Raw genomic sequence first — 13,094 nt, forward strand, 5'->3', positions numbered from 1 at the left:
TAGTGATATAGAAGGTACATATTGTGTCTAAAGAAAAATTTGAACGTTCGAAACCACATGTTAACGTTGGCACCATCGGTCATGTTGACCATGGTAAAACTACTCTGACAGCGGCTATTACTACTGTATTGGCAAAAACATACGGCGGTTCAGCGAAAGACTTCGCTTCTATCGATAACGCCCCTGAAGAACGTGAACGCGGTATTACAATTAATACTTCTCACGTTGAATATGATACACCAGCACGTCACTATGCACACGTTGACTGCCCCGGACACGCTGACTATGTGAAAAACATGATCACGGGTGCTGCGCAAATGGACGGTGCGATCTTAGTGGTTGCAGCAACTGATGGCCCAATGCCACAAACGCGTGAACACATCTTACTGTCTCGCCAAGTTGGAGTGCCTTGTATCGTTGTATTCATGAACAAATGTGACATGGTTGACGACGAAGAGTTGTTAGAACTGGTTGAGATGGAAGTTCGCGAGCTGTTGAGCGAATATGATTTCCCAGGTGATGATCTGCCTGTTATTCAAGGTTCTGCACTGGGTGCATTGAACGGCGAAGCGCAGTGGGAAGAAAAAATCATTGAATTGGCGCAGGCATTAGATGATTACGTTCCTGAGCCTGTTCGTGATATCGATCATCCATTCTTGTTGCCTATTGAAGACGTTTTCTCAATCTCAGGCCGCGGTACAGTTGTGACCGGTCGTGTTGAACGTGGTATTGTCAAAGTTGGCGATGAAGTTGAAATCGTCGGTATCAAAGCGACAACTAAAACCACTTGTACAGGTGTTGAAATGTTCCGTAAACTGCTTGACGAAGGTCGTGCAGGTGAAAACATCGGTGCATTGCTGCGCGGTACTAAACGGGAAGATGTTGAACGTGGTCAAGTATTGGCTAAACCAGGTACAATTACACCACATACACAATTTGAATCAGAAGTTTATGTTCTGAGCAAAGAAGAAGGTGGTCGTCATACCCCATTCTTCAAAGGTTACCGTCCACAGTTCTATTTCCGTACAACTGACGTTACGGGTGCTGTAGAGCTGCCAGAAGGCGTGGAAATGGTAATGCCTGGTGACAACGTTAAGTTTAAAGTTGACTTGATTGCACCTATTGCGATGGATGAAGGGTTGCGCTTTGCGATCCGTGAAGGCGGTCGTACAGTTGGCGCTGGCGTGGTATCTAAAGTTATCGCGTAATCGTTTTAACGATTGCTAATAGAAAAAGATCGCTTTTAGGCGGTAATGCCGATCAGTTCAGTCACGTATGGTCGGTTGAGTGCTCTTTCAAAGATATCAAAATCCGAGTGTATTCAATACACTCGGATTTTTTTATGGGCATCTCACAAACCCTAGATGTCATCAACAGTTGAAAACCCAATTAGGTCGAAGTATTGTCTGATTGCCTTCCCTATAGCTGATAGACGAAGCGTATTCACCGACTAATACGAAAGCGTCAGCTGGCTTGAGGGTCGATCGTCTTGCGAATGGCCATTTATAACAATCACTCCATCAAAAACCTTGTTCATCAGCTCGATATTGAGGATAGAATTAGGAAAGAATTTGTCGTGTTTAGTGCATTGAGCCAATGCCAAAAGATGTTGGGGGAAAGGTGATGAAAGCTATTTTTCAACAGATGGTCATGCTCTAGATTGACTGACCTCAGGGAAATAGCGTGATGGTTATACCAGTTGAGTGGGTCGCTTAAATGCGATGCGTTTATGCTGCGACCTGTTGGGTGGTGATCAAACAGGTTATTAGAAACACGTATTGGTGAACAGGGTGATTCTGAATCTCTTCATTTTTGCTTCATCGTATCGTTAAGGATGAGTTGTCTGTCGATAATTAGCGGATCAATCGGATGTGAGCTGCTGCTGGAGAAACAATGAAAGATGGATGCTTATATGACATGCGGGCCAATTGCATTGGGTTTGCAATCGGCCCGAAGCTCATCAAACAGCATAAAACATAAGCGTTAGCCGATGAATGTACTGATTACATCCGCATGGTTAGGCTTAGCAAGATAATAACCTTGCATGTTATGAATACCGAGTTGTTGGCAGAGCGTAACATGTTCGAGCGTTTCAATTCCTTCAGCAACCATTTTCAGATCAAGCGCTGTCAGCATCAAGACCAGTCCTTGTATCAGTGCTTGTGCTTTGTGGTCCTTGGGTGAGGAAGGCATTAGCGATCGATCAATTTTAACGATATGAATTGGAAACTGCCGCAAATGTGATATTGAAGAAAAACCGGTGCCAAAATCATCAAGGGCAATCCGACATCCAAGTCGATTGAGCGCCATAATGCTCTCAGTTTGATTCGTTCTATCACCAATTAAAGCGGTCTCGGTTAATTCAATGGTGATCTGTTCAGGTTGGATTTGATGAATGTGCAGGCAGTGTTTGATGAAGTTAGCTAAGGTATCGTCGTTTAACTGCACCGCTGAGATATTAATGGCCATCGTAAGCGGTTGTTCTATTTGACTATTCCAAATGGACAATTGAAGAATACTTTGTGCAATTACATATTGGCCTATTCGATGGATAAGCCCTGATTGTTCAGCGATAGGGATAAACTCGGCGGGGCTAATAATGCGACTATTTTGTGTCCAGCGGATCAACGCTTCAAACCCGACAATTGTCTGACTGGATGTCGTATAGATGGGCTGATAATGCATCACAAATTGTTGTAGCTCTATCGCTTGACGAAGCTGCGTCTCTAATTGATAGCGATGTGAGAATTTTGTTTGCAGTTCGTCGTGAAAAAAACAGGCTTGATGGCGACCCTGGTGCTTGGCTTGATACAAGGCTATATCTGCATGTTTGAAAATATCATTGGCGCTAATGAGAGGGTCTGATTGCCAAGCGATGCCAATACTCGTGCCGGTGTTGATTGATAAACCATCAACCTGATACGGGGTTTTCATCGCATCGAGAATCCGTGTTGCGACAAGTGTTGCATCGGCTGGGGTAGATAGTTTTTCGACAAGAATAGCAAACTCATCACCACCGATGCGCGAGGGTAGTTCATTGCTACGTAAACATGCCGAAATACGCTGTGCAACTTGGAATAAAAGTTTATCACCGATACTGTGGCCATGATAATCATTGATGTATTTGAAGTGGTCTAAGTCAAGTAAGATAAGTGCAAAGTGATGCGTGGAATCTTTGTGACGAAGCAGGGCATCGTTAAGATGTTGATTAAATAAATAGCGATTTGCCAATTCGGTTAGGCTATCAACTTCAGCAATCCGCTTAATTTTATCGTAGCTAACACGTAGTTTTTGCTCAAGTTTAAAACGCGTCTGAGCATGTTGGATGGCTCGATTTAAACGCGGTGCATTCATATCTGATTTGGTGAGAAAATCTTGTGCACCAGCCTGCAATGACATCAGTGCTATTGACTCATCTTCTGAAACACTGATCATTAATATCGCGCTACTCTGATGGACATCCTTAAGGCGAAGCTCTTTAAGTAAGTCCATGCCGTCTCGCCCGGGTAGCGAATAGTCTAGCAAAATAACATCAAAATGGCAGGTATTGAGCAGTGTCAATGCTTCTTCGACGCTACTCGCTTCCTCGATCTCTCTTGGCTCTTGGGCACTACATAATATGCGCCTTAGTTCTTGGCGATCAACTGCATCATCATCAACAATTAGTATATGCATGCTTATACTTTACCCCGTTTTAAGCTGAACTATCCATTTTCACTTGAGGTAACTGGGCAATATGCCAATACCCATCTAATAGTTTCACCACATCACGAAAGCTATCAGCGGCTTCATCTTTGACGAAGTAACCGGCAATATTTTTACTATAACTGTGGAGGATATCTTGCTCGGAGCGAGATGTGGTGAGGACAAAAATAACGGCATGACGGAGTTCGATATCTTGACGAATTGCATCCAAAAATTCGATACCATTCATCCGAGGTAGCTGTAAATCAAGGAGAATCACAAAGGGGGAAGGGACTTGGCCGTTGCGTAATAGTTCCAACGCTTCAAGACCATCGTAGGCGCGCATGATTGGGTTGGCGATACGTTGATTTTTAAAGTTACGCTCGATACTGATGGCATCAATGTCATCATCTTCAACCAGTAATAGGGTCACAATATTATCTGCCATTAAAAGATATATCCTTGGGTGCGGTTTCTATAAACGGCCATTGCAGGGCAATTGTGGTCCCTCGGCTTCCATCAGAACGAATGGTCAGTGACCCACCTTGATGTTCTATAATCTTCTTTACTAATGCCAAGCCCATGCCACTACCTTCTACACGATCGCGCGGTTGTAGCGTTTGAAACATGCTTACGGCTTTTTCATGTAGCGATGGTGGAATACCAGGACCATCATCTTCCACTTCAAGATAATGAGTATTGTGGCTCGTATGATAGTGAATTTGAATTTTACGGGTGTCGTTATCTCGGTGTTTAACAGCATTGCTCATTAAATTATTGAGGATAGTTTCAAATGGACTGCGTGGCACCTTAAGCTGCACATGATCACACTCAAATTGGATCTCTTTGGGCGCATCTATTAATGCATAGAGCTCATTTGCTAGTGTATTTAACTCAATGGTTTGCTGCTCATATTCAAAGCGGTTAGCCCGCGAATAAGCGAGTAGATCATCGAGCAGACGCATTAACCGCTGGGTACGTTGTTCGAGCAACTGCAAGTGCTGCTGTGAGGATTGCGGTAAGATCGCACCGCAATCTTCTTCTATCCATCCGACGATTTTTTGAATCGCATTGAGCGGTGATTTAAGATCGTGTGAAGCGACATAGGCAAATTGGTCGAGTTCTTGATTTGTGCGCTTTAAATCATCGATCTGTTTGGCTAACTGGCGCTTGGTGAACAGCCTTTGGCGAATATCTATAATCGTAGCCACCACACCAGAGGGTTTCTGCTCGGTATCAAATAATGGTGCCAATGCGACTTCGACATCAATCAACGTTCCATCTTTGTGACGCCCTTGAAGGTCACGCCCTTTGCCCATTGTTTTGACGCTTGGGCTTGCCATATAGTCATGGCGTAATTGTCGGTGATGGTGGTGTAAGGCTTCGGGAAGCAATACTTCAATTTGTTGGCCAACTAACTCCGCACGGGGATAGCCAAATAGCTGTACAGCTTGCGCATTGACGATATCGATTTGACCTAAGTGATTAGTGGTAATAATCGAGTTGGGTGAGTGCTCAATCACATCGGTGAGGTTACGCTCAGTCGCCAGTTGCTGGCGAATATCAATTAATGTCACAATGACGCCAGCCACTTCATCATTGTCACTAGTTAGTGGGATGAGAGCCGCCTCGACTGAAATTAGAGCACCATTCTTATGGCGCGCCTTAATGGCTAGGTCTTGACCCAAATAGCGCGGGCGTGGCTGGCGCATATAATCATCACGTAGGCGTTGATGATGGGGGTTGGTGTCGGGTACCAACACTTCGATAGGCTGACCTTTCAGCGCCTCGCTTGTGTAGCCTAATAATTGATGGGTTTGCTCGTTGGCCTTTAAAATATGGCCCGTCAGATCAACTAACAATATAGCATTCGGCGAGTATCTAATGAAATTATCAAAATTGCTATTCATACATGATCCCACTCGCGCGTATGCCGTATTAGCATGACTATTTTTGATTTGTAATCATGCATTGAGAATACCCTTTATTGAATAGGGTGTAAATAAAGTGACTAAAATAATATATTTGAAATACCATTTTATGGAATGCCGTTGGCTGAGGTCTTTATAAGTGAGTATAGGCGAATATAGGATTTTGCATGGCTTTAAAGTCGATCAAGAACTCGGGGTGACAATTAGATCATAATTAAGAAGATATTTTGTGCATCATGATGCGAGGCGATGATCACCTCGCGAACAAAAAGTAGGTTTATACGAGGCCTTCAAAATCAGAAGCAGCATGGCGCTCAGCTAAGTGAACCTCTCCCCATGTTCGGTTTACGATCCGACCGCGCGTTACGGCGGGGCGCTGAGCGATTTGCTCGGCCCAACGTTGTAAGTGGGGATAGGATGTCACATCAAGGAATTCACCGGCATCATATAATTTCCCTTGAATTAAGTTGCCATACCAAGGCCAAATGGCAATATCAGCAATGGAATAGTCTTGGCCCGCAATATGGGGTTGATCGGCTAATTGTTGATTTAACAGATCCAATTGACGTTTAGTTTCCATGGTAAAGCGGTTGATCGCATATTCAAACTTCTTGGGTGCATAACTATAGAAATGACCAAAGCCACCGCCTAAATAGGGCGCAGAACCTTGTAACCAAAATAGCCAGTTGAGGACTTCGGTTCGTTTCGATCTTGACTCTGGTAAGAAATGGCCGAATTTTTCGGCAAGATAAAGCAGAATTGAACCAGATTCAAAAATGGATATCGATGGCGTTTCGGATTGATCAACTAAAGCGGGTATTTTTGAGTTCGGATTAATGTTGGCGAAGCCACTGGAAAATTGTTCGCCCTCTGCAATTCGGATCAGATGAGCATCATACTCGGCACCCGATTCATTAAGCGCCAGTAATTCTTCAAGCATAATGGTTACTTTTTGTCCATTCGGCGTCCCCATTGAGTACAATTGAAGAGGATGGTTGCCTACAGGGAGCTTTGCATCATAACGAGCACCTGCGGTTGGCCGATTGATTTGTGACCACGTGCCACCATTTTTGCTGTCATCACGCCAGACTTTTGGAGGTTCATAGTTTGTATCACTCATGCATTATTATCCTCTTGTCATCACCATACAAAGACAGCGGCCCTCTTCGCGGTGAAGACCAACTGCTCACTCTTAGTTCATCATAAGACTAACTTACTTGAATCGCGATTGAAAAAATCAAGACATTGTATTCTATATTTCCGAAAGTTGTTTGGTGCGGTATTAGACGACTTGCGGCAACAGCAGAGCGCTTCCAGTGAGTATTGTGGACAGACGCGGGTAGTCAACGCATCTATCCGTCATAGTTTGCGCGGCACCTACCACGCTTTCCATCTGTTGTTAGCACCTATGCAACCCGAAAAAAGCAATACCACGTGAATAGCCAATGTTAATGGTTTTGTGGTGCGCAGAAGACTTAAAATCCGGCGAGTGTAGCTCAATAGATTGGATTAACTGGTAATTTTATAATCCTTTTTTTCAATAAGATAAGGCGATAATGCTTGGCTTAACACACATTGATAATGCTCCAACCACTCGTAGCGCATCCGATAAGTCTTACGGCGGGAACGTTTAATCTCCTCTAAGGGCCGGCGTTTGGACACTAAAGGTAGCTCATAAAACCACTGATCATGTTCAACACCATCGAGCTCTTCCCAGAGCTGATCATAATTTAAGTTAAAACGCTGAGCTTTCCCGTGATAACGTTTTGCATTGTAGATATGTGACTCATTTTTCACAGCATAAATATGTTGGATATGGAGCGGTTGGGCTAACAGCCGTAAGCTCTCAACCATGAATGATTTAGGACGCATGCCATGAAAAGCTTTAGTAAAGGCATGGCTAAACCCGTTATCATCAATGCTGCCTTGGATGCAGCCAATGTGAAAGCTATTATTTTGACAAGTAAAGGCTAAGGTATAATATTGATAGCCAGTGTCATCGATGAGTGACAGCGCCAGTTCTCCTTCCTTGCGTACTTTTACATCAAAATTTAAGGTGAGATGACAGCGTAGATCATCGGCCTCGAGAGTATTGAGTACAATGTGCTCAAGATAGATTTTTTTACGAGCTGACTCGGTGAACGTTGATTCCAACCAATCATAGTGTGCATCGAGTAGTTCAATAATGGTCTGCTTTGACAATCCCACATGTAAAAAAGGGATCATGCATTTCATCAAATATTTGGGCTGCTCAATCAGTACTTGCGAGCGTTCACCGTGACCAAAGATATTAAACATTTGGCGAAAATAGCGATGAAAGACGAGTGCGCGAAATATAAATTTAATGATATTGCGCGCTTTTCGTTTCTTATTTTCTGCACATGCCTGTAAAGCTAATTTGACAATCACAATAAATACCACACCATTATCATTTGACTGAATCAGTTTGCGTCTTTCACTGCCAGTCGTTGTCACAGGGCGAGGCCCTCATCACAAGATAGAGTGTTAGCATAAACTAATAAAAATAGATGAATTGAATTAGGCTCGCGAAGGGGCGTCCTAATACTGTATTCAGCACTCACATTGCGATCTTGTTATAAAAAGGAAACATTGATCCTGCGGCGTATTTAGGTAAGCTTCACCATGCCTGCAGTTTGTGGTACTGAACTTATGATTGTTATTATATCGATTTGTCAATCAAACTGTAAACAATCAATAAACATGTGTTTACTTAAGCATTACTTTAATCGCGTTATTTTAAGAAGATACACGCTGATATGAGTAGTGTGTTTAATAACTCCTATTGCTTAACATTCCATCGTGTTAAAGAGGTAACAATGCGAATTTTGATCCGTTTATTTTTTAAAGTACTGCGCCGTGTTTTGATGCCATTTATGCTGATCTATGCTGCTATCTCTAAACCAAAACCCATTCAACGATCAGATGAACAGCAAGCGCAGGTAGACGCAGATTGTCAACAGCTGAGTTTATATCAATTTTCCTCATGCCCATTTTGCATTAAGGTGAAAAAAGAGATTTATCATTTGGCACTGCCAATTTCAATGCAAAACGTTCAGCGTGATGCTCGTGCGCGTCAAGCGCTGCTCGAAGGCGGGGGAAGCGTAAAAGTTCCCTGTCTGAAAATCATTCATGATGATGGTCAAGAACAATGGTTGTATGAATCTAGTGATATTAATATCTACCTACAGCAGCGCTTTGCCCCATTAGTGAGCTGACGAACCCGCTGCCGTTTAGATGGATTTAAGCGGCAGCATCTATTTTAAACACTTTGGTTATTTATACCTAAGCTTAGGGAGCTTCATTAGCATTAAACAATAGTTGAACGGCTATCAATTGGCTGCTGACTCTATCTGCTGTGACTGATTGCTAAGAATATGGTTAATATTGTCTTCGATCCAATCCGCTAAACTGACAACTCGCTCAGCGACCGCCATTCCCAAACTCGTTAAACTGTATTCAACATGAGGTGGTACCACGGGGAATGAAACTCTCAATACAAAACCATCTTGTTCCAAAGCTTGTAGCGTTTGCGCTAGCATTTTCTCACTTACGCCATTAATGGTTCGTCTTAATTCACTAAACCGATGCGCATTGCAATCTTTTAAGGCGATCAAAACTAATACGCCCCAACGACTTGTTACATGTTTGAGAATCGCACGAGAAGGGCACTTATCAGAAAACACATTGCCGCGATCAAATTGTACTGACAACCCAGATTTTTTTAGATGAGGATCAGTTTGCATATTTTCTTTCATACTTACCTTTTTGTATGTACTTACTAAAAGTTTGTTAGTGATCTATTCTACGGCTAACAACTTAAAATACAAAGGAGATAATCATGATTTTAGTTACAGGTGCTTCCGGACAGTTAGGCCGTTTGGTGATCGATTCTTTATTAGAAAGAATTGAAGCGAGTCATATCATCGCGGCTGTTCGTCATCCTGACAGTGTCAATGATCTGGTCGAAAAGGGTATTCAAGTTCGCCAAGCTGACTACTCTGAGCCGGAGAGTTTAAAAACCGCCTTTGCGGGTGTTGAAAAATTACTCTTGATTTCTTCCAGCGAAGTGGGGCAACGGGCAGCTCAACACAAAAACGTTATTAATGCAGCAAAAGCGGCTGGTGTCTCTCTTATTGCTTACACCAGTATCTTAAAAGCTGATACTTCCCCTCTCATTCTTGCTGAAGAGCACGTCGCAACAGAAAAGTTGTTGGCTGATTCTGGTGTCCCTTATGTGTTACTTCGCAACGGCTGGTACTCAGAAAACTATACTATGGGTATTGCAACGACGCTTGAATACGGTCTAGTTGGTTGTGCTGGGGAAGGGCTATTATCAACCGCCGCTCGAGCCGATTACGCCGCCGCCGCAGCGGTCGTTCTTGTGCAAGATGCTCAAGCAGGGAAAATCTACGAACTAGCAGGTGACCACGCCTTTACACTAAGTGATTATGCAGCGGCTATTACCAAGGTTTCTGGTAAAAAAGTTGCTTATCAAAACGTTTCTGAGGCGGAATATGCCAAAATTCTGGTGGGTGCAGGCTTACCTGAGGGTTTCGCTGGCATCTTGGCCAACTCTGAAACCGGCGCTTCTCTCGGTGGCCTTTATAGCACTAGCAAAGCGCTATCAACACTGATTGGCCGACCAACAACGCCTATCGAAGATAGTATCAAGGCTGCGTTATAAATCTTGTTAGACACAATAAAAGGGCGTTCAGGATAACTGAATAGCTCTTTTTATTCATTCAGCTCTTGGCTCAGTGACGCTCACTATATTAAATAGCATCGATGCTGATTGGATCAGATCGTGATGCTATCATCGCTAAGACGTATGCCCTCCACTCGTGTTGTCGATGATCGTTGAAAACACATATCTGCAATTAAATGAGCAACTTTTTCTGCCGTTGTGGCGCGATAAAATAATAGAGCTAGAGCGCGTCCACATCACCTATTTTACCGCGATATCTTCAAAAATTTCCCCCGGGTTGCTGAACAGGAAAGAGCTCTTGGACGAAAAAAAAGGGAACTGCTGCTGCGTCAATGCGTGTCGATTTTTCGGACGATTACGGGGTCAGTGCTGTGTCCGCTAATCTGTATAATCTTCTATGCATAAAAAAACCCACCAGTGAAACCAGTGGGTTTTTACAACCATAAACATAAAACGAGTAATTATTTAGCTGCTTTACGTGCTTTCGCTTCTACAATTACTTTTTCAGCCACTTGTTGTGGACAAGGGAGGTAATGAGAGAATTCCATAGAGAATTGACCACGACCTGATGTAATTGTACGCAGATGACCGATATAACCGAACATTTCAGACAATGGAACGTCAGCTTTAATGCGAACGCCTGTTGCCCCTGGTTCTTGGTCTTTAATCATACCGCGGCGACGGTTCAAATCACCAATTACATCACCCACATTGTCATCAGGTGTGAACACATCAACTTTCATGATAGGTTCAATCAACTGAGGACCAGCTTTTGGCATAGACTGGCGGAATGCACCTCTCGCGGCGATTTCAAACGCAACAGCAGATGAATCCACAGCATGATAACCACCGTCAAACAGTTCAACTTCAACGTCTAACACTGGGAAGCCAGCTAATGTCCCTTCTTGCATCATGCCAGCAAATCCTTTTTCGATCGCTGGGAAGAATTCTTTAGGAACGTTACCACCAACTACAGTTGATTTAAATTTGAAGCCAGAACCGACTTCGCCAGGACGGATGCGGTAATCAATTTTACCGAACTGACCAGAACCACCAGACTGTTTCTTATGGGTGTAGCTATCTTCGATAGCTTGAGTGATCGTTTCACGGTAAGCAACCTGTGGTTGACCCACTTGCAGCTCAACCCCATAAGTACGTTTTAAGATATCGACTTTAATATCCAAATGCAGCTCACCCATTCCTTTAAGAATGGTTTCACCTGAATCTTCGTCAGTTTCAACTTGGAACGATGGATCTTCTGCAACCATTTTACCAATGGCAATACTCATTTTCTCAACAGAACCTTTGTCTTTTGGTGTTACTGCAATTGAGATAACAGGTTCTGGGAAGATCATTGCTTCCAGTGTACAAGGGTGTTTTACGTCACACAGGGTATGGCCGGTTTTAACGTTTTTCATCCCAACAATAGCGATAATATCACCGGCTTGGGCCGAGCTGATTTCATTGCGTTCATTGGCATGCATTTCAACCATGCGGCCGATACGTTCTGTTTTACCCGTTGCTGAGTTCAGAATGGTATCGCCTTTGTTCAATACGCCAGAGTAGATGCGAACGAAGGTCAATGCGCCAAAACGGTCATCCATAATTTTGAATGCTAAAGCGCGTAGTGGTTCGTCAGCAGAAACAATCGCTTTGTCACCTGTTGGCTCACCCGTTTCTTCGTCAGTCAGATCTTGTGGATCGACTTCATCTGGTGATGGCAGGTAGTCAACAACTGCATCCAATACCAGTTGAACACCTTTGTTTTTGAAAGCACTACCGCAATAAGTTGGGAAGAATTGCAACGTACGTGTTCCTTCACGGATACAACGTTTGATATCTTCAAGTGCAGGTTCCTCACCTTCTTCAAGATAAGTCAGCATCAATTCTTCGTCGATTTCCAGTGCTGTTTCAATCAACTCTTCACGATACGCCTTAGCATCGTCAACTAAATCTGCTGGAATATCGATGATGTCGTAGTTTTCTGGCAGACCAGTTTCATCCCAGACGTAAGCTTTTTGACTCAAAACGTCAACTACACCGATGAAATCTTCTTCACGGCCAATTGGCAGTGTCATTACTAATGGACGGGCCGCTAGAACATTTTTGATTTGATCGACAACGCGATAGAAATCTGCACCCATCCGGTCCATTTTATTGACGAAGATGATCCGCGCAACTTCTGAATCATTCGCATAACGCCAGTTGGTTTCAGATTGTGGCTCAACACCACCTGAACCACAGAATACCCCGACACCGCCGTCGAGCACTTTCAGTGAACGATAGACTTCAACTGTGAAGTCAACGTGTCCTGGAGTATCGATAATGTTCAGGCGGTGCTCTTTCCAGAAACAGGTTGTTGCAGCTGACTGAATGGTAATCCCACGTTCAGCTTCCTGTTCCATGAAGTCGGTAGTCGCTGCACCATCATGAACTTCACCAGTTTTGTGAATTCTACCAGTCAGTTTCAGAATACGTTCAGTGGTTGTGGTTTTACCTGCGTCAACATGGGCAAAAATGCCGATGTTTCTGTATTTTTTTAGGTCTGTCATAACAATACTCAGTTGGAGACACAAAATTTCGCGGTATTTTACCTATTTTCTTGATGTATTTCTCGTCGTTTTTTCGTTTAAATAACAATCTTTTTAAAATATTCTTTGCTTACTGAGGGTTAAGCCAAATATTGTTTTATCTAATGTTTTTTTATACAGTGATTTTAGCGTCAATTGACCAATTTCGACTTGGCTGTCAAA

General features: G+C 43.3%; 10 protein-coding genes. 3 read left to right on the plus strand and 7 right to left on the minus strand.

Going from position 1 to position 13,094, the window contains the following annotated elements:
* Window positions 1–23: 23 nt before the first annotated feature.
* Window positions 24–1,208, plus strand: a complete 1,185-nt coding sequence (gene tuf, locus ABUE30_RS10695) for an elongation factor Tu (RefSeq protein WP_408623757.1) — start codon at window positions 24–26, stop codon at window positions 1,206–1,208.
* A 775-nt stretch (window positions 1,209–1,983) separates the two neighbouring features.
* Here tuf and ABUE30_RS10700 read toward each other — a convergent pair.
* The 5 genes from ABUE30_RS10700 to ABUE30_RS10720 form a co-directional block, all read right to left on the minus strand.
* Window positions 1,984–3,675: a putative bifunctional diguanylate cyclase/phosphodiesterase gene (locus ABUE30_RS10700; protein WP_408623758.1), complete on the minus strand. Its 1,692-nt coding sequence runs from the start codon at window positions 3,673–3,675 to the stop codon at window positions 1,984–1,986.
* A 19-nt stretch (window positions 3,676–3,694) separates the two neighbouring features.
* Complete coding sequence (locus tag ABUE30_RS10705) at window positions 3,695–4,132, minus strand: response regulator (protein ID WP_408623760.1); 438 nt, start codon at window positions 4,130–4,132, stop codon at window positions 3,695–3,697.
* Window positions 4,122–5,594, minus strand: a complete 1,473-nt coding sequence (locus ABUE30_RS10710) for a sensor histidine kinase (RefSeq protein ID WP_408623761.1) — start codon at window positions 5,592–5,594, stop codon at window positions 4,122–4,124. Before ABUE30_RS10710 ends, ABUE30_RS10705 begins: the two co-directional genes overlap by 11 nt.
* 298 nt (window positions 5,595–5,892) lie before the next feature.
* Window positions 5,893–6,735, minus strand: a complete 843-nt coding sequence (yghU, locus tag ABUE30_RS10715) for a glutathione-dependent disulfide-bond oxidoreductase (protein WP_408623762.1) — start codon at window positions 6,733–6,735, stop codon at window positions 5,893–5,895.
* A 389-nt stretch (window positions 6,736–7,124) separates the two neighbouring features.
* Entirely contained in the window at window positions 7,125–8,090 is a 966-nt protein-coding gene (locus tag ABUE30_RS10720; protein WP_408623763.1) for a VirK/YbjX family protein, read from the minus strand.
* 362 nt (window positions 8,091–8,452) lie between these two features.
* Between ABUE30_RS10720 and ABUE30_RS10725 the strand changes: the two genes are divergently transcribed.
* A complete protein-coding gene (locus tag ABUE30_RS10725) occupies window positions 8,453–8,851 on the plus strand; it encodes a glutathione S-transferase N-terminal domain-containing protein (protein WP_408623764.1) in 399 nt (132 codons plus the stop codon).
* 114 nt (window positions 8,852–8,965) lie between these two features.
* On the opposite strand, the gene ABUE30_RS10730 is transcribed toward ABUE30_RS10725, so the two are convergent.
* On the minus strand, window positions 8,966–9,391 hold the full coding sequence (locus ABUE30_RS10730) for a winged helix-turn-helix transcriptional regulator (RefSeq protein WP_408623765.1): 426 nt from the start codon (window positions 9,389–9,391) through the stop codon (window positions 8,966–8,968).
* Window positions 9,392–9,474: 83 nt separating this feature from the next.
* Between ABUE30_RS10730 and ABUE30_RS10735 the strand changes: the two genes are divergently transcribed.
* On the plus strand, window positions 9,475–10,320 hold the full coding sequence (locus ABUE30_RS10735) for an SDR family oxidoreductase (RefSeq protein ID WP_408623766.1): 846 nt from the start codon (window positions 9,475–9,477) through the stop codon (window positions 10,318–10,320).
* Window positions 10,321–10,802: 482 nt separating this feature from the next.
* Here the strand turns inward: ABUE30_RS10735 and fusA are convergent, their stop codons facing one another.
* A complete protein-coding gene (gene fusA / locus ABUE30_RS10740) occupies window positions 10,803–12,893 on the minus strand; it encodes an elongation factor G (RefSeq protein ID WP_408623767.1) in 2,091 nt (696 codons plus the stop codon).
* Window positions 12,894–13,094: the final 201 nt, after the last annotated feature.

This window comes from Celerinatantimonas yamalensis, assembly GCF_046054155.1.
Classification (GTDB): Bacteria; Pseudomonadota; Gammaproteobacteria; order Enterobacterales; family Celerinatantimonadaceae; genus Celerinatantimonas; species Celerinatantimonas yamalensis.